General features: G+C 62.5%; 17 protein-coding genes. 11 read left to right on the top strand and 6 right to left on the bottom strand.

From position 1 onward, the window contains the following. Positions 1–532: 532 nt before the first annotated feature. The 4 genes from Q0367_RS12490 to Q0367_RS12475 form a co-directional block, all read right to left on the bottom strand. The gene (locus tag Q0367_RS12490; RefSeq protein WP_298982592.1) at positions 533–2,239 is read right to left on the bottom strand and encodes a sensor histidine kinase; all 1,707 of its coding nucleotides are present in this window, start codon (positions 2,237–2,239) and stop codon (positions 533–535) included. Beyond that, positions 2,217–2,666 (bottom strand): nucleotidyltransferase domain-containing protein, encoded by a 450-nt coding sequence (locus Q0367_RS12485; RefSeq protein ID WP_298982590.1) that lies wholly within the window; start codon positions 2,664–2,666, stop codon positions 2,217–2,219. The genes Q0367_RS12490 and Q0367_RS12485 overlap by 23 nt, the downstream gene beginning before the upstream one ends. After that, positions 2,611–2,847, bottom strand: a complete 237-nt coding sequence (locus Q0367_RS12480) for a HEPN domain-containing protein (protein WP_298982588.1) — start codon at positions 2,845–2,847, stop codon at positions 2,611–2,613. The genes Q0367_RS12485 and Q0367_RS12480 overlap by 56 nt, the downstream gene beginning before the upstream one ends. Positions 2,848–2,978: 131 nt before the next feature. Beyond that, positions 2,979–3,671: a response regulator transcription factor gene (locus Q0367_RS12475; RefSeq protein ID WP_298982586.1), complete on the bottom strand. Its 693-nt coding sequence runs from the start codon at positions 3,669–3,671 to the stop codon at positions 2,979–2,981. 360 nt (positions 3,672–4,031) lie between these two features. On the opposite strand from Q0367_RS12475, the gene Q0367_RS12470 reads away from it, so the two are divergent. The 10 genes from Q0367_RS12470 to Q0367_RS12425 all read left to right on the top strand — a co-directional run bounded on the left by Q0367_RS12470 (position 4,032) and on the right by Q0367_RS12425 (position 17,980). Continuing rightward, positions 4,032–5,792, top strand: coding sequence for a GAF domain-containing sensor histidine kinase (locus tag Q0367_RS12470; protein WP_298982583.1), 1,761 nt, complete (start codon positions 4,032–4,034; stop codon positions 5,790–5,792). Continuing rightward, positions 5,789–6,436, top strand: coding sequence for a response regulator transcription factor (locus Q0367_RS12465; RefSeq protein WP_298982580.1), 648 nt, complete (start codon positions 5,789–5,791; stop codon positions 6,434–6,436). The genes Q0367_RS12470 and Q0367_RS12465 overlap by 4 nt, the downstream gene beginning before the upstream one ends. Before the next feature lie 134 nt (positions 6,437–6,570). Next, entirely contained in the window at positions 6,571–7,785 is a 1,215-nt protein-coding gene (locus Q0367_RS12460; protein ID WP_298982578.1) for an MBL fold metallo-hydrolase, read from the top strand. 55 nt (positions 7,786–7,840) lie between these two features. Continuing rightward, the gene (locus tag Q0367_RS12455) at positions 7,841–8,110 is read left to right on the top strand and encodes a sulfurtransferase TusA family protein (RefSeq protein WP_298982577.1); all 270 of its coding nucleotides are present in this window, start codon (positions 7,841–7,843) and stop codon (positions 8,108–8,110) included. Positions 8,111–8,119: 9 nt separating this feature from the next. Next, on the top strand, positions 8,120–8,722 hold the full coding sequence (locus tag Q0367_RS12450; RefSeq protein ID WP_298982576.1) for a DsrE/DsrF/DrsH-like family protein: 603 nt from the start codon (positions 8,120–8,122) through the stop codon (positions 8,720–8,722). Beyond that, positions 8,719–10,440 (top strand): 4Fe-4S dicluster domain-containing protein, encoded by a 1,722-nt coding sequence (locus tag Q0367_RS12445; RefSeq protein WP_298982575.1) that lies wholly within the window; start codon positions 8,719–8,721, stop codon positions 10,438–10,440. Before Q0367_RS12450 ends, Q0367_RS12445 begins: the two co-directional genes overlap by 4 nt. A gap of 310 nt (positions 10,441–10,750) precedes the next feature. After that, a complete protein-coding gene (locus tag Q0367_RS12440; protein WP_363325867.1) occupies positions 10,751–13,609 on the top strand; it encodes a molybdopterin-dependent oxidoreductase in 2,859 nt (952 codons plus the stop codon). Positions 13,610–13,612: 3 nt separating this feature from the next. Beyond that, entirely contained in the window at positions 13,613–14,713 is a 1,101-nt protein-coding gene (locus Q0367_RS12435) for a molecular chaperone (RefSeq protein WP_298982571.1), read from the top strand. 52 nt (positions 14,714–14,765) lie between these two features. Further along, positions 14,766–16,958, top strand: a complete 2,193-nt coding sequence (sulP, locus tag Q0367_RS12430) for a sulfate permease (protein ID WP_298982570.1) — start codon at positions 14,766–14,768, stop codon at positions 16,956–16,958. Further along, on the top strand, positions 16,958–17,980 hold the full coding sequence (locus Q0367_RS12425) for a fructose-bisphosphatase class II family protein (protein ID WP_298982568.1): 1,023 nt from the start codon (positions 16,958–16,960) through the stop codon (positions 17,978–17,980). The genes sulP and Q0367_RS12425 overlap by 1 nt, the downstream gene beginning before the upstream one ends. On the opposite strand, the gene Q0367_RS12420 is transcribed toward Q0367_RS12425, so the two are convergent. Together Q0367_RS12420 and Q0367_RS12415 are read right to left on the bottom strand one after the other, a co-directional pair. Continuing rightward, positions 17,936–18,943: a hypothetical protein gene (locus Q0367_RS12420; protein ID WP_298982567.1), complete on the bottom strand. Its 1,008-nt coding sequence runs from the start codon at positions 18,941–18,943 to the stop codon at positions 17,936–17,938. The genes Q0367_RS12425 and Q0367_RS12420 overlap by 45 nt on opposite strands. Before the next feature lie 89 nt (positions 18,944–19,032). Then, positions 19,033–21,537: a glycosyltransferase family 39 protein gene (locus Q0367_RS12415; protein WP_298982719.1), complete on the bottom strand. Its 2,505-nt coding sequence runs from the start codon at positions 21,535–21,537 to the stop codon at positions 19,033–19,035. Between the two features lie 124 nt (positions 21,538–21,661). Here Q0367_RS12415 and Q0367_RS12410 point away from each other — a divergent pair, with 124 nt between their 5' ends. Next, entirely contained in the window at positions 21,662–23,125 is a 1,464-nt protein-coding gene (locus tag Q0367_RS12410) for a ubiquitin-like domain-containing protein (RefSeq protein WP_298982566.1), read from the top strand. Positions 23,126–23,128: the final 3 nt, after the last annotated feature.

Below are 23,128 nucleotides of genomic sequence, written 5' to 3'. Positions count from 1 at the left end.
GCTGACCCTGGCCCCTGCGCAGCCACAGGCCAAACGCTGAAGAGGGCTAGTATCAACATGGTTAAGACTATGAAGAATAACCTGAGTCTCATTTGTTCGAACCTCCTGAGATCTAGGTGTGTGAATCAATATGACAAGAATAGTTCGTGGAATGCTGTTAAGCCCAGGATGTACGCCTTTGCATTCTCGTGTATTGAGGTCGCTATTTTGTCCTCTAAAAAGAACGATTCATGCAGCCGGGGAAGCTGCACAAACCGTTCTCAGCGGTGAAGGCTGCCGATATTTCGTGGATGTATGCTGGCTTTAGAAGGGACAGCGGCTATAGTTGCGATTGTGTAATGAACTACAGCCGCTTACTCCACCTTAAGAATATAGAGGAATTTGGCGTTTGCATAGCGGAAAATTCCGTAATTGGGAATAAGGAATGCGCATACGGAATTTTCCGCTATGCGCTGCAGAGGAGATAAAACGTTCTTCGATTCTGCCGATTCTTTGGGATGCACAAAATATTCTGCATCGTTTTTCGATAATGTCAGACCCCATCCAGAGGAACATCTAGTTTGACGAGCGTGCCTTTGCCCGGGTTGCTTTCGATGGACAGATGTCCGCTTACCTCGGCAGCGTGAATGCGCATCGCTTCTAGCCCCATATGTCGCCGAGCAGGCGTCAAGCTATGGACAAAATCCGGCAGGAATCCCACGCCGTCGTCTTCGACTTCAAGGTGGACGCCGAGGGGGTGAGTGTGCAGGCGGAGCCATATCGAATTGGGCTGCGCATGCGCCAGCGCATTGTTGAGCGCAGCCATTGCGACATGATAGAGCGCCTCTTTGACCGGGGGCGGTAGCTTGGCGTCGAGGTCTTCGACAGCAAGATGAATACGCACGTTAGGGTGCAGTGATGCCATGCGCTGCGCCATCCACGTGAACGTTTCCAACAGCGAGTGCCGCGACCAATCGATCGGCTCCGTCGTATCCAGGATGCTGCGGATTTCTTGCGCCAGATGGTGCAAAGTTTGGGCGACTGTCAGCCGATCCTGCTGCGCCTGCCCCTTCTCGGCGATCTGCAACGCCTCGACCATCATGCGGATGCCCTGCAGCTCCGGCAGAAGACGGTCGTGGAGACGAGCAGCGATGCGGTGGAGCATCTGTTCGCGCGCCCGGCGCAGCGCCTCTGCCTCCTGGGTTTTGCGTTCGGCCTGAACCAGAAGGTTGCTATGAAAGATTGCATAGGCCAGGCCGAGGGGATAGGTGACGCCCATTGCGATTAAAATTTCATATGGGATCAGGGGGCCCCCGCTCAGCAGATAGGGCGCCCACCAGATCAATATCAGAGCCAGCAATAGGACGCTGAGGGCGAGCAGCAGAGAGCGCGCGCTTTTCCACGCAATCAGGCGTTGGCTGCGTTGCAGTGAGGGAAACCTGAGAATGCCAACCAGAAACGTCGCAGCGACGCAGAGGATTCCATATAGAACCACAGTGTTAAATAACGCCGAAAAAAGCGGACGAGCTTGGGTTCCTTGTTCGGTCAAAATGCGTACAACTATGCCGATCAGCAACGGCGGCGCATAGAGGAGACTCGCCAGCCATGGACGCCGCGCAAGGATGCCCTGGGGCTGTGGATAGAGTAGAAGGCTATGCAAAGCCATGGCGCCGCCTAGCCCAGGAATCGGCGCACCAAAAAGCCAGAACCAGTAGGAGCTTGTCGCCGAAGGCCCGTCGAAGTTGTCCATGGCCCACAAAGTGTGCATCATGGCTGCGGCCGGCAATAAACAGAGCAAAGCAAGGATCCGCCGATAGGGAGGGCACGGAGATCGCAACAGCACATAGCCGGTCAGCAGGGCGATGAGCATCAACAGATAGATCATTCCAAAGACGGCGACAAACGCGTCGGCGCTGAATATATAGGCCGGCTCGACGATGGTTAAGATCTGTCCACGCCGCTCCACGACATACTCGATCGGTTCCCCTGGCTGCGCAGCGGCGTAGATAGTCGGGTAGGCCTCCGGAGGCAGGCCTTGAATGCTCAACAGATGGTCTTCCGCTTGCAAAAAGAACGGCGCAGAACGCACGGTGCGCCAGGGAAAGTACCCCACGTAGAACGGCGGCTCCTGGGTTAGGTCGTGAATCACAATGAAGCCGCCATAAACTCTGCCGATGGAGTGCGCCACCCTGGTGAGCAAGAATCCACCCCAGATGAGTAGCGCAGCAGCGGTGACATTAAACAGCCGTCTTATGAACATAGGGTGTAACTTCAGCCCTCATTGCAATTGGGAGGATTGCATTTTCGACTTTCCAGCGCTGAGGGTGCGCCAAAGCCTTTCCCGGGTCTCGTCTGGCGACCATCCGTTCAAGCGTCGCCAATTGTTCAAACTCGGCGCGCATGTAGACGAACAGGTCGATGCCTACGGGGAAACCTACAGGCAGGTACGCCGCCGCGCGTTCATGCATGGGCGTGGCTGTTGAGGAGATGATCAGGCAGAGGTCAACGTCGCTGCCAGGTCTTGGGATGCCGTTCACCCAGGAGCCGAACCAGAGGATGCGTTCAATCTCTGGGTGCTTTGCGCGCAGATGCGCTGCGTAGCGTTCAACAGCCTCTTTGACGCGCACCGGATCAGCCGATCTGATGACGACAGAATTCGAGGATGGCTTCGGCGTAGCGGATGACATCTTTCGCTTCCGTCTGCGTGTAGAAATCGGCGGGTGCACCGGAGTCGAAACCGTTCGGATATCGGGTGGGGATGTAGTGTTTGTCAAGGATGCGACTATAGTCGCCATCCTCAAGTGCATGCCGAGCGTGGCGTAAGTCTGCCTCAGCCTGTCGGAACCAATCTGCGTATCGATTGGCCATCGAGATTCAGTTCTTTTATCTTAATGTTGTGTCCTCCTTCGAGCAGCTTACATTGTCTAGACGCTTTTTCAAAATTATGAAGGACGCCCCCCTGACGCACGGCAAGCAACGGTGGACGCACTTTTAGATATTTACATCGCATCCTCCTCCCATTCCGGCGGCAGCAGCCCAAGGTGGCGAGCGCGCAACACCGCCTCCATGCGCGTGTGGACGCCCAAGCGCTCGCGCAACAGCTCCAGATGTTTGCTTACGGTCTTGGTCTGAATGCCCAAACGCTCGCCGACCTCCCGATCGCTCAACCCTGCGGCCACCAGGCGCAAGATTTCCATTTCACGCGGGGTTGGAGACCCGACGGGAAGGGTCAGCAGCCAGGCTTGTTGCTGAGGCGTCCAAAGCGGGAGTTTGTGGCGGGCCAGGAAGCGAATCGCTGCGCAGAGCGTTCCCGGCGCTGCGTCTTTCTCGAAAAAGCCGTGTGCGCCCGCTTGGGCCGCGGCGCGCACCCACGCCGGGTGATGATAGCTGCTGAGCACGAGCGTCGGTGCAGAGGTCGCCCGTCGAATTTGATGCAGGAGCTCGACGCCGGTTTCGAGCCGGGAATCGGCGTCGGAGGCGCAGCGCCGCAGCCGCAGGTCGACGATCGCCACCTGGGGTTGCCGTTCGAGAATGGCGGCGAACCCGTCCGACGCACTGGTGGCCGTGGCTACGACTTGAAAATCGTTCTCGAGTTCTAGGATGCTGGTCAGCCCGCGTAAGAAGATCGAAGAATCGTCCACCAACGCCACGCGGATGCGACCGTCGCCGGGAGATTGCGCCGGGGGAGGCATGGCTCACTGTTCCTCCTGATCGAATATTTGTACACAAGCACTGGTCCTGACTCCAAGCGTCAGACCATCGGGAAAATCGCTTTTTCACTATTGAAGCGGCCGCCGACACCTATATTATACTATGGTTATCGCCGCAAGAATTGTTTAATTCCATGTTCATTTTTGTGATATGAGCCTCCTGACCGATGCATTAGAAGCTCAGTTTCACAGAGAGACATATGTTGCCATTCTCAATTCGCTGCTTCGCACCCCGGGCAGCAAACGAGAGCTGGCGCGACGGGCGAAGATCTCTCCTGTTTATTTGAGCTATATAGGAATTACAAAGACGCAAAGCGCGTTCTGACGAGGGAGTATGACCGCATGAATTCCATCCCTCAGAATCCATCCGATCAAGGAGCGCAAGTCATCAAAGTTCTCCTCCTCTTCCGCTGGACGAGCCTGGTTCCCGCCCTGATCGTCTGGCTGATCTCGCCCGCTGCGGCGCCGCTGACCGGGTGGGTGCTTTTCGCGTTGGCGGCGATTACGGCCGTGATTTCGCTCCGCCATCGAGCGCTCAACCGTCAGTTGCAGCAGACGCCGTGGCTGTTAGCCGTCGACCTGGCGCTTTCCGCTGCGGCGATTGCGTTGACGGGCGGCGCCGTCAGCGCCTTCTACTTTCACGCCCTGTCTCCCATCCTGGCCGCCGCCTTTTTCTTCAAGATTCGAGGCGGATTGACCACGGCGCTCGCATTCACGCCGCTGTATATCTCGGCCCTCTTTTACGCCCAGCGACAACCGACGGTCGTCGTGCCCTCTTCGATTGAGCTGTATCTGGGATTGACGCAACTGTTCACGGTTTACCTGATCGCCGTCATCTTCGGCTATTCGGCTCGCCTGCTGGAAACCTTGCGCCAGCAGACCGATCGACTCTCCAGGACCTCCCAAGAGCTTATCCAGAGCAACGCCGAGCTGGAGCACATGAACCAGCAACTTCGCCTCATCCAATCGCTGACGCTCAGCCTGCAGTCGGCGGTCGAGCCGGTGGAAATGCAGCAGGTGCTTCTGAAAGGGCTGGTGGAGGAGATGGGCTACTGCACCGCGGCTGTGGCGCTGAGCGACGGCGATGGGGCGCTGGTCGGCTGGATGCGCCGCAGTCGCAACGACGCCGAGGCGCACTGCGCAGCCCAGGAAGTCATCCTCGATTTGCGGCAGGCGGAGGAAAGCCCGGTTGGACGGGCTGTGCATGCGCGGCGGTTTGTCTCCGTAGGCGCCCAGACGCCGCCCACCGGAGAAGTTGTGTTGGACGACTGGCTGCGCCTCGAGCAAGCCTATGTGGTTGCGCCACTCCACCTGCGCGGCAACCTGATCGGCGTCTTATTGGTGGAGACGGAAGAGCTTGCTGCGCCCGCAGATGCAAAGTTGACCCCGCTGGCATTGGTCGCCAATCACGCCAGCGTGGCGCTCGGCAGTTTACGCCTTTGCATCGAGCGCACGCAACGGCTGGCCTCCGAGGAGGTGCGCAACCGCATCGCCGCCGACATACACGACTCGGTGTCGCAACAGCTTTTTGGCCTCGCCTACGGCCTCAACGCTTGCAATCAGCTTCTCGAACAGCATCCAGAGGCGACGGCGCAGGTCAAAGCGCAGCTCGCCGACCTGGAGCCGCTCGCCTTTGCTGCGCTGCACCAGATGCGCAGCGCCATTTTGGGATTGGCGCCAGGCGGTTTGGACAGTCGGCGCCTGGCCGCCGGACTGCGTAAGCACATGAATTCGCTCTGCATCGGGCGCCGGCTGGCGTTCGACGTGCACGTGACGCCGGCCTTCGACCGTTGGCCTCTCGCCCTCCGTCACGAGTTGTTGCTGATCGCCCAGGAGGGGGTCGCCAACATCGCCCGCCACGCCAACGCCTGCCAGGCTCGCATTGCCATCGAAGAGTGCAACGGGGGCGTCGCCGTGATCATCGAAGACGACGGCGTCGGCTTCGATCCGGCGCAGGCAGCCATTGTGGACGGCGTCGGCCTGGACGGCATCCGTCGTCGCGTGGAGCGGCTAGGCGGCCATTTCCTCCACGAAACACAGCCCGGCGAGGGCGTGCGACTTTACATCGATATCCCCTTGCAGCGCGCCGCACCTTTGCCATGAGCGATTCACAGCAGCCGATCCGCATTCTGATCGTCGACGATCACGCCGTCGTGCGCCGCGGGCTGACGATGGTGCTTTCGTTGCAGCGCGATTTTGTCGTCGTGGGCGAGGCCGGCTCCGCCGCCGCCGCCCTGCACATGGCCGCGACGTTGCAGCCCGACCTGGTCTTGCTCGATCTGGCGCTGCCCGATCGCAGCGGCGGCGCAGTTGCGCCGGAGCTGCGTCGCGTTGCGCCGCGCTCCCGCATCCTTGTCCTGAGCGGCGCGCAGGACGCCCGCCTTGTGCAGGCGGCGGTGGAAGCCCAGGTCGATGGCTACGTGCCCAAGGAGGTGACGCCCGCCGAACTCGCCGACGCCATCCGTCGCGTCGCCGCCGATGAAAGCTACATCCATCCCGACGTGCTCCATTTGCTCCAAGGCGCGTCTCGTCACCCTCAGGCCCACCACCCTCCCTTGACCCGCCGCGAGCTGGAAGTGCTGCAGTTGATGGCGACCATGGCCACCAACCGGGAGATCGCCGAACGCCTGGTCGTCAGCGAAGAGACGGTGCGCTCCCACGTCAAGAGCATCCTGCGCAAGCTCGACCAGCCCAATCGCACCCAGGCCGTGATTGAAGCGGTGCGCTGCGGCCTGATCGAGGTGTGAATTCCCGGCCAGAATTCCCAAAATTCACCCTTCTGGGGGATGAAATCCCCTCCAATCTGGCGTAGACTGAAGCACACTTCCTGAATTGCAAAAATCAATTGCTTCGAATCTGCTTCGGTGTGAGGAGAAGGCGCATGAGCATTGCTTTGCCCGCGGCCGACGTTGTGGCTTCGCAAGCGAGCGGCCGCAGTGAGATTTTTGTGCATGAGTTGTACGCAGCTCTCCAGCAGCCCTCGAATCTGCTTTTGCTGGACGTGCGCAACGAGGATGAGTTCCAGATGTGGCGCATCGAGACGCGCCATACGCCGGAGACGCTCCATCTGCCTTACTTTTTCTTCCTTGAAGAGGAAGAAAAGGCCATCGCCCAGGTTCGAGCGCGCGCGACGAACGGCCGCCCCATTGTCGTGGTCTGCGCCAAAGGCGGCGCCAGCGACTACGTCGCCGAACGCCTGCGAGAGGCGGGTCTCTCCGCCATCAATCTGGCGGGCGGCATGGTTGAATGGGGCGACTTTTACGATGTGCGGCCGGTGATGGAGCAGCCTGACTATCGCATCTACCAGGTCGATCGCGTCGCCAGAGGCTGCGTGAGCTGGGTCTTCGTGAGCCGCGGCGAGGCGGCCATCGTCGATCCCCTGCGCTACGGCGAGCGCTATCTGAAGCTGTTGGAGGAGCAGGGCGCGCAGTTGAAGTTGTTGCTAGACACTCACGCCCACGCCGACCATATCAGCAGCGGTCCAGATTTGGCGGAGCTCACCGGCGCCGCCTACTATCTGCACCCGTACGACGCCATCCACCCCTTCGATATGCTGCCCGCCCGCATGAAGTATGCAATGTTGCACGATGGGCAGCGTTTCACGCTGGGCGCGCTCCAGGTCGAGGTGATCCACACGCCCGGCCACACCCTGGGGCAGGTCAACTTTCTTGTCACCGCGCCCGACGGCGAAGCCTTCTGCTGCACGGGCGACAATCTCTTCATCGAAAGCTTCGGGCGGCCAGACCTCGGTGGACAGGGCGAGCGCTGGGCGCCGGTGGTCTACGACACGATCTTCGGTGTAGTGAAACGTCGCGTGCCCGACCATGCCTGGATTTTGCCCGGCCACTACGCCTCTCCCGCCGAGGCGAATGCAGACGGTCTCTACATGAAGCGACTGGAGGATCTGTGGCGAGACAATCGCAGCCTGCATTTCACAGAGAAAGAACGCTTCGTCGAATTCGTCTTGAGTCACCTACCCTACATGCCGCCGCAATACGTGGAAATCAAACGCGTCAACATCGGCCTGTCCAATCCATCGCTCGACGAGGCGGACGAGCTGGAGCTGGGCAAGAACATCTGCGCCCTCTCGGGCTAATGCGCCACGCCACATGCTTGCACACATCGCCCAAAGAAAGGAGTCATTGCCATCTATGACCACCGACGTAGCCACGATTCAAGTGCACCAGGAGCTCGATGTCCGCGGGCTGAACTGCCCGATGCCGCTGGTCAAGGCGCGGCAGGCGATTCTCAAGCTGGACGTAGGTCAGGTCTTGAAAGTGATCAGCACCGACCGCGGCAGCGTCAAGGATTTTCAGGGCTGGGCCAAAGCGGCCAACAACGTAGCGCTGCTGGCCCAAAGCGAGGAAGCCGCCCCCGACGGCAAGACGCTCTATCTGCATTACGTGCAACGCACGAAATAGGAGGTCCCCATGAGCACCGCAACCATGGAGCTTGACGCCAGAAGCGCCGTCGCTGCGAACGGCGTCAATGACGCTGCGCAGCCGCTCCTTCAGCGCATCGCCGCGCTCGAGGCGCGGCTCGAGGAAATGGAAAGCCGCATCCCCAAGGACAAGGTGACAATGGTCGTCTTTTCCGGCGACCTCGACCGCGTGCTCGCCGCCTTCATCATCGCCAGCGGTGCCGCGGCCATGGGGCAGGAAGTTTCGATGTTTTTCACTTTTTGGGGATTAAATGCGCTGAGAAAGCAACGTAAATTGCAAGGCAAGAAACTGACCGAAAAGATGATGGCGCTCATGTCTCCCGCCGACACAAAGCACATGGGCGTCAGCAAGCTCAACTTTTTTGGCGCCGGCGCCGTGATGCTGCGCCAGATGATGAAGGAGAAGAACGTCACCTCCGTGGAGGAGCTGATCGACCTCTGTGCGGAGCTGGGGGTCAAGATGGTCAGTTGTGAAATGAGCCGCGACGTCATGGGCATCGATCCGAGCGAGCTGCGCCCCGATGTGGAGACGGGCGGCGTGGCCGCGTATCTCGCCGACGCGCTTGAAAGCAGGGTGACGCTGTTCATATGAACTACGGATTCGTTATCGACAACCGCAAATGCATCGGCTGCCACGCCTGCTCGACGGCGTGCAAAAGTGAGAACGAGGTGCCACTCGGCGTCTACCGCACCTGGGTCAAGTACGTCGAGACCGGCGCCTACCCCAACACGCGGCGTCACTTCCAGGTGACGCGCTGCAATCATTGCGCCAACCCGCCCTGCGTGCGCATCTGTCCGGTCACGGCCATGTACCAGCGCGCCGACGGCATCGTGGAGTTCGACCCCAGGGTGTGCATCGGCTGCAAGGCTTGTATGCAGGCCTGCCCCTACGACGCCATTTACATCGATCCGGAGACGCACACCGCGGCCAAGTGCCACTACTGCTCCCACCGCGTTGAGCTGGGGCTGGAGCCGGCCTGCGTCGTCGTCTGCCCGGAGCACGCCATCATCGCTGGCGACATGGACGACCCCAACTCGGAGATCAGCCGCATCCTGGCCACCCAGAAGGTGACGGTACGCAAGCCGGAGCAGGGCACTGCGCCTAAGCTCTTCTACATCGAAGGCAACGACTGGGCGCTGCATCCCACGGCCACCGAGCGCGCGCCGGAGACCTTCATGTGGGCGGACGTCATCCCGTTGCACGCCAAGCCCCATGCGAACGGCCACGCGAACGGCGCCGGGAACGGTCACGCCGTCAGCGTCGAAGTCGCCGCCAACGTTGCGCTCTATCCGGCGACAACCAAGACTGCAAAATCAGGCGTGGCGATCCGAGAGCCTCAACCTCAGGGCGATCCGGTCGGCGGGCCGATCCACATCGGGCGGGGGCGCATGGCCGAGCACATGGTGCAGGTGGCCTACAACGCCCAACACAAGATTCCCTGGCACTGGCCGGTGCCCGCCTATCTGGTCACCAAGGGCGTCGGCGCCGGCGTCTTTATGCTGCTCACCCTGGCCTTTGGTCTGGGCCTCAGCGCCTTCGACGGGGTGACGGCTGCGGTGGGCGGCTTTGTGTCGCTGCTCTTCATCGCCGCTACGACGGGATTGCTGGTTTACGATCTGGAGCGACCGGAGCGCTTCCTCTCGATCGTTTTTCGCCCACAGTGGAAAAGCTGGCTGACGCGCGGCGCGTTCATCCTGATCGGCTTCTCCACCATCGCCGGCCTCTGGTGGTTGCTGGAGACAGGGACGTTGCTCAACCTGCTGCCGACAGGCCTCAGCGCCGCATTGCGTCAGCCGCTGCTCTGGATCGGCGGCGCGCTGGCGGTGGGCGCGGCGGTCTACACCGCCTTCCTCTTTGGTCAGGCCGAAGGCCGCGATCTCTGGCAAAGTCCGTTGCTGCCCTTCCACCTGGTCGTGCAGGCGCTGATGGTCGGCGCCGGGACGCTGTTGGCGTTGGACCTCTTCCTGGCCATGCCCGAGGCGTTCACCCAGTTCACGCGCGTCGTCTTTGTCGTCGCCCTGTTGGTGGACCTGTTCGTGACGCTGGTCGGCGAGTTCTCTATGCCCCACGCCACGGAGCTGGCCGCACGCGCCGCCCATGAGATCAGCCATGGCCGCTATCGTCGCCACTTCTGGCAGGGCGGCGTGCTGCTGGGCCACGCGGCGCCGCTGGCGCTCATGGCGCTGGCCTTCCTGATTGCGCCGATCGCGCCGCTGCTGGCCGCCATCGCCGGCGTGTGCGCCATCGTGGGACTGTACTTCTTTGAGTACGCCTTCGTCATGGCGCCGCAGGAGCTGCCGAACAGCTGAGCCTGCTGGGTTACACAATGAAGGGGTGGGAGGTGGGCCCTCACCCCCTCTCCCAAAGCTGGGAGAGGAGGGAGAAAGGGGACGCCCGTCTTGGGCAGGCCCTACGCCTATGGGAGAATCGGAATCATCGGGAAATTTGTCAATCTTGGGATCATCGAAAGCATCGACTATGACCGAACAGTCTAAGATCAATCGATTGTTATCCGCTCTGTTAGGCCGCAACTCCGACGTTCGTCGCACATCCAAGGGCGAAGGCGGCTTCGGCCTGCCGGAGTTCGCTTCCACCGACTTGAAGCCGGAGCCTGCGCCCATGACCATCGTCCACCACCCGGATGGCCGCATGAGCCAGTATCCGCCGGTGGAAAAATGGGATGACTGGGTGGAATGGGATGGCAAGCTGTGGCCGCAGCGCGTGGCCCGGCGCTACATGCTGATTCCAACGGTCTGTTTCAACTGTGAGAGCGCCTGCGGCCTCCTGGCTTATGTGGATCGAGAGACGTTGGAGGTCAAGAAGTTCGAGGGCAACCCCGTGCACCCCGGCAGCCGGGGCCGCAATTGCGCCAAGGGCCCCGCCACCCACAACCAAACTTACGACCCGGAGCGCATTCTCTATCCGCTCAAGCGCGTGGGCAAGCGCGGGGAGGGCAAGTGGAAACGCATCACCTGGGAGGAAGCGTTGAGCGACATCGCCGGTCAGATGCGCGAGAGTCGCCTCAAGCGCCGCGACGGCATTGTCTACCACGTGGGCCGGCCAGGCGAGGACGGCTACACCAATCGCTGCATCGTGGCCTGGGGGGTGGATGGTCACAACAGCCACACCAACATCTGCTCCTCCAGCGCGCGGCTGGGCTATGCGCTGTGGAGCGGCTTCGACCGCCCCAGCCCCGACCATGCCAACGCGCGCGTGATCTTGCTCATCTCCAGCCACCTGGAGACCGGCCACTACTTCAACCCGCACGCCCAACGCATCATTGAGGGCAAGATGGCGGGCGCCAAACTCATCACCATGGACCCGCGGCTGAGCAACACCGCCAGCATGAGCGACCTCTGGTTGCCCACCTGGCCCGGCAGCGAAACAACCGTGCTGCTCGCCATCGCCAATTATCTGATCCAGACAGGCCGCTACGACCGGCGCTTTGTGCGCCGCTGGGTCAACTGGCGGGAGACCCTGGCCGCCATCCGCGACGGCAAGCTCGACCTCGGCGACCCGGCGCTGCAGGCGGAGATCGCCGGCCTGGCTTTCCCCTTAAGTGAGGACGACTTCGTCTACTTCGACCGCGCGCTCAAGGCCCTCTATCGCGACTTCACCTTCGAGCGCGCAGCCGAGGAGGCGCAGGTTCCCGTGGAGCGCATTCGCCAGGCCGCCGAGTGGATCGCAGACTGCGACGGCAGGCTGGCGGCGCACGTGTGGCGCGCCGCCAGCATCGGCAACCTGGGCGGCTGGCAGGTGGCGCGGGCGCTCTTCTTCCTCAACGTGCTCACCGGCAGCGTGGGCACGCGCGGGGGCACCTCCGGCAACGAATGGAACAAGTTCGTCCCGAAGCCGTTCGCTAGCCCGCCAGGCCCCGAGGCGTGGAACGAGCTGCACTTCCCCATCGAATATCCCTTCGCTCACTACGAGATGAGTTTCTTGCTGCCTCACTTCCTGGAGGAGGGCCGCGGCAGCATCGACGTATATTTCACGCGCGTCTACAATCCGATGTGGATCAACCCGGACGGCTTCATGTGGCTGAAGGCGTTGCGCGACGAATCCAAAATCAAGCTGCACGTGGCGCTCACGCCCACCTGGAGCGAGTCGGCCTGGTTTGCGGACTATGTGCTGCCCATGGGGCACGGCGGCGAGCGCCACGACCTCATGAGCCAGGAGACCCACGCCGGCCAATGGATCGCCTTCCGTCAGCCCGTGCGTCGCGTGGCTATGGAAAAACTGGGGCGCAAGGTGCGCTACACCTACGAGGCCAACCCCGGCGAGGTGTGGGAGGAGAACGAGTTTTGGATCGAGCTGTCGGCGCGCATGGACCCCGACGGCTCCCTGGGTGTGCGCAAGTGGTTCGAGAGCCCTTACCGCCCCGGCGAGATCATCACCGTGGAGGAGTACTACCGCTGGATCTTCGAGAACAGCGTGCCCGGCCTGCCCGAGGCCGCTGCAGCCGAGGGCTTGACGCCGCTGCAGTACATGCGCAAATACGGCGTCTTCGAGGTCAAGCGGGAGAATTACACGCCTTATGAAAAACCGGCGCCGGCCGGCAAGGGCGTCGAAGTGGATGGCGAACGCAAGGTCGGCTTCGAGACCCCCTCCGGCAAGTTGGAGTTCTTCAGCGAGACACTTTATAACTGGGGCTGGCCGGAGCGCGAATACACCATCCCCTGGCCGCTCAAAAGTCATGTCCATCCGGATAATATCGATGTGCAAAAAGGGGAGATGGTGCTGCTGCCCAACTTCCGCCTGCCGACGCTGATCCACACGCGCAGCGCCAACGCCAAGTGGCTCTACGAGATCAGCCACAAGAACCCCGTCTGGATGCACCCCAGCGACGCCGAGCGCATCGGCGTCAAGACGGGCGACCTCGTGCGCGTCACCACCGAGATCGGCTATTTCGTGGACACCGTGTGGGTGACCGAGGGCATCAAGCCGGGCGTGATCGCCATGAGCCATCACCTGGGCCGCTGGCGCTTGCAGGAGGACCTCGGAGTCAACCCCGGCATGTCCGCACTGGCTCGGCTGGAGGAGGACGAGGAAGGGCGCTTTAAGCTCAATTACATCCACGGCGCGCGGCCCTGGAAGAGCTTCGACCCCGACACCGAGCGCATCTGGTGGGAGGACGTGGGCGTGCACCAGAACCTCACCCACGCCGTGCATCCCGACCCGCTGAGCGGCGCACACTGCTGGCTGCAGAAGGCGGTCAACGTGCGCAAGGCCGATCCAGGCGACCGCCACGGCGATGTGTGGGTGGACACCAACCGCTCGATGCAGGTCTACCGGGAATGGCTGGCGTTGACGCGGCCGGCCAACCGCTTCAGCCCCGACGGCAACCGTAGACCGTTGTGGCTCAAGCGGCCGCTCAAGCCACAGGCGGCTTACTATAAACTGCCCAAGGTCGCTATCAGCCGCAACGGCCAAGGCGGCCATGAGGTTGAGCAACCCGTCATCGCTAAGGCAGGTCAATGACCCATGTTCACGCCCCATCAGGCTGCGCAGGCCTATGCACAAGCGTTCGATCTATTCGCCCGGCTCTATCGCCACGGACTGACGCCTGCCCTCGTGATAGAAGCGGCGCAGCTTCCGGACCTGGCGGCCGTCGCACCGCAGCCCTACGACGCAGACGAGGCGGCGGCCGCCTTTCATACGCTCTTCGCGATGAACGTCTTCCCCTACCAGAGCGTCTTTTTAGACCCAGACGGGCTGTTGGGCGGAGGGGAGACCGACCGGGTGCGCGCCGGCTACCGGCGCATGGGCTTTGTCGTCGACGAGGCGAATGAGCCTGCCGATCACCTGGCTCACGAGCTGGATGCGCTCGCCTTTCTGTGCCAGGCGGAAGCCGAGGCGTGGGAGGATGAGCGTTGGGACATGGTCGCACGGGCGCAGCAGCTTCAGGCCGACTTTCTGGACGGGCACCTGCTGCGTTGGCTGCCGGCTTTCACAGCTGCGGTGCAGCGCCAGGAGGAGCCGTTCTACGCCGGGCTGGCCGAGCTGACGCTTGCCCTGGCCGCCGAGCGAAGGCGTTCGCTCGAACCCGGCCGGCTCGGCGTGCAGAGAGCGCGCGACGAGGACATCGCCCTCACGCCGCGCTCGCACCTCAACGGCGCGGGCGATGCCCTAACCCTGACGCCTGCCGACGAGCCCCCTGCACAGCGAGTGGAGCGTCTGCTGGCGAACCCGCAGACCGACCTGGACGCCATCGCCGCTTTTTTGTTGACGCCGGCTTACAGCGGCCTCTTTCTTTCCCGACGCGACATCGGTCGCCTGGGTCGCGCCGCGGAAGCGCCCCACGGCTTCGGCGAACGGCGACAGATGCTGCGCACCTTTTTACGCAGCGCCGCCGAGTTCGACCGGTTTGACGCTGCATTGGCAGGGTTGCGCAGCCTTGTCGAGGACACGGCATGGACGCTGCGCCGCTGGGGCAGTGAAACGGTGAGCCTGTCCACCGTTCAACCGTGGCTGGATCGACTCTCCGCCACGCGACGCCTCTTGGAGACGCTGGAGGCGATGTCGCCGAGCGCCTCCCAGCTGCGAAACCATGGTGTCAATTTTCATCAAAATGCGATAGAATAGTTTCAGGATAGCCGTAGACCGATGGCTACCCCGCTCGATATCAATCCCAATTATGGCGACGGTGCAACTGGAGGCCGGGCAGCGCGTTCGGCCCTCTTCCACGCTTCCCTATGAGCCGCTGCTTGCAACGGGGCGTTTCGTCCTCGCCGCTTTTGCTCGCCCGATTGCCATTCTGCGCTCCTATCAACGCTCCGACCTGCGCCCCGACTTGATCGCGGGGCTGACGGTGGCAGTGATCTTGCTGCCGCAGGCGATCGCCTATGCGCTGATCGCAGACTTGCCGCCGGTCGTGGGGCTGTATACGGCGATCGTCGCCGCCATCGTCGGCGCGCTGTGGGGCTCCTCTGCGCACTTGCACACCGGCCCCACCAACGCCGCCTCACTGCTCGTGCTCTCCACGCTGGCCGTCTTACCCTATGGACATGACAGCCACGCCTACGTGGCCGCCGCCAGTTTGATGGCGCTGATGGTTGGCCTCTTCCGCCTGGCGATGGGCGTCTTTCGTCTCGGCGTCTTGGTCAACTTCGTCTCGGATTCGGTTGTGGTCGGCTTCACAGCGGGCGCCGGCGTGCTCATCATGTTCAATCAGATCAAGCACCTTCTGCGGCTCGACGTGCCCAATAGCCCTGGCCTGATGGACACGCTTCGAGATACGCTGGCGCAGCTTCCCGCCGCCCATGCGCCAACGATGATGGTGGGCGTCGGCGTGATTGTGCTTTTGGCGGCGCTGCGCCGGCTTCGGCCATCCTGGCCAGGCCCTCTGATCGGCGTCGTCGTCGCCGGCGCCGTCGTCTGGCTGCTTCAGCTCGACATGCAGGGTGTGCACGTGATCGGCGCATTGCCGCGCGGGTTGCCGCCGTTGGCGCCGCCCCCCATCTTCGATCTGCATTTGATCGGTCAGCTCTCCCTTGGCGCGCTCGCCGTCGCCGCCATCGGTCTGGTGGAGGCGATGTCGATCGCCCGCGCCATTTCTGGGCTGACGGGGCAGCGCATCAACAGCAACCAGGAGTTCGTCGGCCAGGGGCTGGCGAACATCGCCGCCGGCTTCTTTTCCGGCTACACCTGCTCCGGCTCCTTCACGCGCTCTGCGGTCAACTATCGAGCCGGGGCGCGCACCGCAATGTCGAGCGTCTTTTCCGGCGTCTTCGTGTTGCTCGCAATGTTTCTTTTTGCGCCCCTGGCGGCCTATATTCCTCGCACGGCGCTGGCCGCCGTGTTGATCGTGATCGCCTGGGGGATGATCGACCGCAAGCAGATGGCGCATATCTGGCGCACGTCTCGGCCTGAGGGCTGGATCATGATTGCGACGCTGGGCGCCACGCTGCTGTTGCCGCTGGAGTTCGCCGTGTTGACCGGCATCCTCGTCTCGCTCGCCTACTACGTGCTGCAAAAGAGCATGCCGCGCGTCCTCGATATGACGCCTACGCCGGATTTTCTTCACTTTGAAGAGCGGGGCGACCGCGACCCCTGTCCGCAGCTGGGCGTGCTTTCCATTGTCGGCGACCTCTATTTTGGGGCCGCCCCCAATGTGGAAGAGGCGTTGCGCCGTCACATGGCGACCTTCCCAGACCAGCGCTACCTTCTCCTGCGCATGCACAACGTGACGCATCTGGACATCAGCGGCCTGCACATGCTGGAGGCAATCGTGCGCGCCTACCGGGAGCGCGGCGGCGACGTCTATGTCATGAAAGTGCGCGCCTCGATTTACGAGTTTATGAAGCTTGCAGGCTTTGTCGATTTGCTCGGCGAAGACCATTTTCTCTCCGAAGAAAAAGCCATCAGCCATCTCTTTTATCACGTCCTCGATCCGGTGGTCTGCATCTACGAGTGTCCGGTGCGCGTCTTTTTTGAATGCCAAAACCTGCCGAAAATGTTGACGCCTGCGCTGGCATGTCGAGATTCCCGCTGCCGGGATAGAACGGTCAGGTCGCTCAGTCCTATGGACCTCTGGCTTTTATTGCATCGTCCGCAGCCGCCGGTTGTGATCGATGTGCGAGAGCCGCGTGAATTCAGCCGCGGCCACATCCCAGGCGCTCGACTCATTCCTCTCTCGCAGTTTGATACACAGCGCCTGAACCTGGATAAAGAGACCCCAATCGTGCTGGCGTGTCGCACCGGTCGACGCAGCCGGATTGCAGCGCAGATGGCGATGGCCGCCGGTTACCAAAACGTCTGCAATATGGAAGGCGGGATGGTGGCGTGGGAGGCGGCCGGCTTGCTGGAAGCAATTGAGGAGTTTGTCTGATGGCGGAAAGGGTCGATGTCCACAATCTAGGGTTTGACCTGGTGCGCGCGACCGAACACACGGCGTTGCAGGCGGGGCGTTGGGTGGGCCTGGGCGATCGCGCCGGCGCCGACGACGCCGCTGCACAGGCGATGATGGAAATCCTGGACACGTTGCCGATCGACGGCTACTTGATGGACACCGAGGCGCGCAAGGCCGGCTATCATTCGCAGCGCGAGACGCGACAGCGCGTCGGCGCAGGCGGGCCGGCGATGGACCTCCTCGTCGATTCGGTGGACGGCGTAGGGTTGCTCGCACTGGGCAGGCCGGGCGCCATCTCGGTCGCCTGCGCCGCGCCGCACGGCGCTATCTGGTCGCCCGCGCCTGCGCTCTATATGGAAAAGATCGTCGTCGATCGCGAGGTGGGACGAGCGCTGGTGGCGGAGTGCATGGACGCGCCGGCCGCATGGACGCTGGCGTTGATCGCGCGCATGAAAAAGAAGGCGGTGCGCGACCTGGTCGTCTTCGTGCTCGATCGCCCTCGCCATCACACCTTGATCGAGGAGATCCGCCGCGCCGGCGCGCGCGTGCAGGTGCATCACGACGGCGATGTGGCGGGCGCGCTGCTCGCCGCCATGCCCGGCGGCCCCATCGATGTGCTGATGGGCGTCGGCGGGGCGTTGGAAGGCGTCCTCGCCGCCGCAGCCGTGCGAGCGCTCGGCGGCGCCATGCTGGGGCGGCTTGTCCCACGCAACGACGAAGAGCGCGAGGCGATCCAGGCTGCGCATGGAGACCATAAGCGCGTCTACACAGCCGCAGATATGATTGCCGGCGAGGAGATCTTCTTCGCTGCCACAGGGGTCACCGACGGCATGTTGTTGCAGGGCGTCTCCTATGCAGGCGATCGGGCCACCACGCATTCGCTGGTGTTGCGCGGCAAGAGCGGCGTGCGCCGACTCATTCACACCGACCATCCGCTGCGCGAGTCGCCCACTTCTTCAGGAGTGAGGGTGCTTTCTGCGCTGGCGCATCCATCCCCATGAGGCGCCGAAAAAGAGTGCGCCGCCAAAGCCGAACCCTCCCAACAAGAGCAGATGATTGGGGTCCAGCGAGCGCGCCAGCTTCTCCGCCTGCACCTGCGCCCGCGCTGCGGAGAAAAGCGGCGCGGAGGTGGCGGGCGGCAGAGCCGTCCACGTCGCCGTGGGCGTCGCCGTCGGCGTGTGCGTGGGCGAAGGCGTCGCCGATGGCGTTGCGGTCGGCGTCTCGGTTGGCGTTGCAGTCGGCGTCGCCGTTGGGGTCTCGGTCGGTGGGGGCGCTGCAGCGATCTGCATCTGGGCGGCGGCGACGACCGGCTCCGGCGTTGGCTCGAGAGTCGGCTCCGGCGTCGGCGTGGCGGTCGGCGGCGGCTCGACGGCGGGCGCGCTTTCGTCGGGATAGAGCGCAATGGCGTCGACCAAAATCAAATCGTAAGAAGCCGTCTGTGGATGATCGGTTAGGAAGAAGACCGTGATCGTGTCGCCCAGCGCGCGGGCGCGCACGTCGATGTTGACATCCGGCGGCGGATAGTTGAGGATGCGTCCTTCGCCCCAGTGCATCGGCCCCCAGATCACGGTCGGCGCGTTGGGGTCTGTGCCGCCCGTCGGGTCGATGCCGAGCTGGCGGCCAAACAGGTCGGGGTAGTTCGGCGCCCCCCAGGAGATGCTGGCCCGGTACCCGGCGCCGGGCGTCACCTTCACCTGTGTGTAGATGCCTGCCTTGAAAGGGCTGGTGCTGGCGATGGTGAGGTTGTAGCCGCCGAAAAAAGTGTGTTGATCCTGGATGAACTCTGGGTTGCCGTAGATCACGAACGCGTTCCATCCCAGCGGCAGCTGCATCGGTCGCTCGCCGGTGAAGATGTCCATGTTGCAGACTTCCGGCGGGATGACGTTGGGCGGGTCGCAGGGATGATTGGCCGACGCGGGGGCAACCAGCATTAGCGCAAGCGCGAGGCCGAGGGCCGCTACCATCGCTTCTTTGCTCCACCTTCTGCAACGCAAGCGCAACGATTTCGATCTCATCACTTCAGTATACGATCGACCTTGCACTGCGCCAAACTTCATTCGCCTGACGCAACCTCCACTTCTCCGATCTCAACCCGCTGCAACGGCGTCCAGCCCCGCCGTGCATGAATCTGCAGATCGTCGGAGGCTCGATGCAGCGCAACGGTGAGCGTGTATCGGCCCGGCGCCAGGGCGTCGGATATAGGCAGGTCATAGTCGTCGCGCACCGGAAGCTGCGCCGGCCAGAGGCCGCTGGGATACTCCTCGCCGCCGAGCGGGAAGCGCCATTCCTGTACGTGCTCGCCCGCCTCATCGAACAGGCGCAGCGCAACCTGATAGTTGTCCCGGTACGCGCTGGGGCGCGGCCGCCAGAAGAATGTCGCACGCAGCGTCTCTTCGGGGCGAAGGAGAGGGCGGTCAAAGCGGGCCTCGAGCAGGTCGATGTAGTCAAAGGAGGCGAGCGGCTCCGGCAAGACCGGAATTCGGCTTGAGGGCTTCAGCGTCACCGCGCTCAGTTGAAGGCGCTGGCCGTCGACCGAAGGCGCGGCGGGCGAGAGCGACAGCGCTTCGCCGGTGTCATGGCGATAAACCACCATCTCCAACGAGTAGGAGCCGGGCTTTGTGCTCACGGCGACCGGCAGGGCGAGCGGCTGGCTCCAGATTTCGCCGGCGCGCCAGGCGGTGGTGGAAGGCAAGAAGGGCGCGTCGGCCTGGGCGGCGAGCCTGCCGTAGCGGTCGTAGAGGCGGAGGCTGACGGCGAGCGCGGGAAGGGGTTCGACGCGCGTTCGCCAGCGAGTTGCAAGGTAAAGAAACGCTCCGCTTTCGCCCTCCGCAACTTTCGCATAGTCAAGCAAGCAGAGCATCTCCTCAAAACAAAAGGTGGAGGCGGGGGGCGGCGCTTCATCAGGCGAATTGGAGCTTTGCAAGAAATTCTTTGTAGCGAAGAGCTGCACGAGGCCAAAATCTCGTCCGGGGATGGGCGTTTCGGTGAGCAGCAGCGAATGTTCGTCCAGCCACCGCCGGATCACGCCCTTGGGATCGCTGACCGTGTCGTAAAGACGATAGTGCCAGATGCGTTGGCTGGCGGAGGCAAGCGCTGCGAGCGCTGTTTGCGTCTCTGCGGCGGAAATGGCGAAAAAATCGCTGGTCGGGTCTCCCCAGCCGAGGCCAGGTGGACCGTCCACGCTGCCGGTGCGCACCGTAGTGGGTCGAAGGAAGGTAGGCGTATTAAATTTCGCATAGTCATAAATAGCAATCAAATCACTTGAATCCAAAGGAATGCTTCCCTCAACGCCAAAAACTGCATCCGGCCAATACGTCAACAGAATTGGATACGCCCAACCGGCGTTGATTAAAATCGAATCTCCGGGGCGCCACTGCGCTGCAAGGGCAGCCACAGCGCCGCGATGGTCATCCGCTCGATAGAGCGGATCGCTCCAAAATGCAAGGGCGCCGGCCAGCGCCGCCGCCTGCCATCCGACCAACCCGAGCAACCCAAGCCACCATCGGCGACGTCCCAGCCAAAGTAACAAAAACGCCGGAATTGTCAGGAAGAGTGGAGCGTACAGAAACATGTAACGGACATGATAGATCGGCGTCGCCGCTGCGGTGAGTGCATAAATCTGAAGGATCGGCAAAAAGACAACGGCGGCGACAACTGCGAATCCCCTGCGCTGTTTTGCACTTTGTCGAGGCGTCAGCGTCGCAGCGGCGAGGAGCAGCGCAACGACTCCCGCCGCCCAAGGCCAAACCGTCCGCCCCGGCGGCGATTGCCCGACGACGAAGGCAGCCAGCGTTTCGGCCAACGACTCCAGAAACGCCGAAAGCGAAGTCCACGGCGTGCGCCAGGGCGGCACCGGCGGCTCTATCGTCTGCCGCACAAAGACGGGCAGCCAGGGCGAAAAGAGCAACAGCGCAGCGACCTGGGCGCCGATCCATGCCGCGAGGCGGCTTCCTCTTTGTCCATCCCCCGAACGCCAAAGCAGCCAGAAAATAACCAGATTGACGCCGACCAGCCAGAAGGCGAAGTAGTAGAGCGTGTACATGCCCAACGCCGCCGTCAGGGCGTAGACGAGCAACCAACGCATGGCGCCCGCTCTCTCGACGAAGCGCAGCGCCGCCCATAGACAGAGCAACGCAAGCGACGCGCCGACGGTGTACATGCGCACTTCTTGACTATACCAGAGTTGAAAGGGGTTGAACGTCGCCAACCAGAGGGCCATCAACGCCGTCGGTGCATCAAAAAGGCGACGCGCCAGCGCATAGGTCAACGCCATCACCAGCATTCCGGCCATCAGGCTGGGCCAGGCGAAGAGAAATTCCAGGCCATGCGCCAGCGACGGCGCCGTCAGGCGCTGCCAGAGGTGCAGGAGGAGGTAGTATCCCGGCGGGTGAATGTCGCGAGCTGTATGGGCGATCATTTCAGCGACAGGCTTACGCGCCAGATAGACGCTCACCGTCTCGTCATACCACAGCGATTCTGCACCGAGACGATGCAGGCGCAAAGCAAATCCCGCCAGTAGACCGGTCAACAACAGAAGGCGACGCCAGAAAGTTGTCATGTTCACGGGCATTCAGTATACATCAATCTCTGACACATCTTCACTTGTAGATCGTTTGGCGTTCACAAACCGAATTGATTACAATGGCGCAATGGCGTCTGTAACGATGAAGCGTTTTGATGCAATGCAAGCAGCGAGAAGCAATGTTCGACTGCGCGTGCTCGTCGGCGTTTTGATCGTTGGCGTTGGGTTGACTACGCTTTATTGGCTGACGGTGAAGCCGGTTTATGTCAGCGTCGATGGCTTCGAGGAGACGATTTACACCCATCGCGTCACGGTAGATGCACTCCTGCTCGACCTGGGCTTGCACCCGAATCCACACGACCGCATTGCGCCCGCTCCCTCCAGCGCGGTGGAACGGGATATGGTGATTTCGGTCGAGCGGGCGCGGCCATTGCGCATTCTGGCGGATGGCCGAGACTTTGTCGCCCACAGTTGGGGGCGGACTCCTCGTCAGGCGCTCGCCGACGCCGGCGTTACGCTTGAAACGCACGATGAGGTGCTGATCAATGGTCAACCGTGGGACGCCGACCAGCCCTTGCCGCCGCTCGCCGTAGAACAAGAGGCGCTCACATACGACCAGGGCTTTGCGTGGAATGCAATCCGGGTGGAGCCGCTGCAGATACGCGTGCGCCGCGCCGTGCCCATCGTCGTGCATGAGGGCGGCGCCCGCTACACCATCGAAACGACGGCGCAGACGATCGGCGAGGCGCTGCGCAAGAACGGCGTGACGCTTTACCTGGGCGACCGCATTCTACCCAGCCTGGGGAGCGCCGTCACCGCCAATCTGGACGTTTACATCCAGCGCAGCACGCCGGTCTCCGTGCAGGTGGATGGCCGGCTCTTCAAGACGCGTACGCAAGGCCAGACGGTGGCCGACGCGCTGAGCGACATGGGCATTGTGCTCACCGGCGCCGATCGCGTCGAGCCGGCGCTGGATACAAAGCTCTACAACGACATGAAAATTGTCGTCACCCGCGTCAGCGAGGATGTGATTGTCGAGGAGGAGATAGCGCCCTTTGAAACGGTCTTTGTGCCCGATCCCAATCTGCCCATCGACACGCAAGAGGTGCTTGTGCAGGGCGCTCCAGGCATCACCCGCACTCGTTACCGCGTTCGCTATGAGAACGGCGAAATGGTGAGCAAGGTGATGGAGGATCGCTGGGTGGCGCAGGCGCCGGCCAATCGACGCATCGCCTATGGGCAGAAGATCGAGCCGCGCACGGAGACCATGCCCGACGGCACTGTGATCACCTACTGGCGCAAGATTCGCATGCTGGCGACGAGCTACAACGCCGCATCGGCGGGTGGGAACCGCACGCGCACCGGCGACGTTCTGCGCGAGGGCATCGTAGCGGTCGATCCGCGCATCATTCCGCTGCGGTCGCAAGTCTATGTGCCGGGGTACGGCGTCGCCGACGCGCTGGACACCGGCGGAGGCATCATCGCGCGACGCATCGACCTGGCCTACGACGTTGCAAATTATGTGCCCTGGCGCCGTTGGGTGGACGTCTATCTGCTGTGGCCACCCCCGCCGACCAGCTCGATCACCTGGGTGGTGCCGAATTATCCGCCCGTTCCACAATAAAAT

It is taken from the genome of uncultured Caldilinea sp. (genome assembly GCF_937128415.1).
GTDB lineage: Bacteria > Chloroflexota > Anaerolineae > Caldilineales > Caldilineaceae > Caldilinea.
The sequence above is the reverse complement of the archived record's forward strand: the minus strand, read 5'-3'. Positions and strand labels throughout refer to the sequence as shown.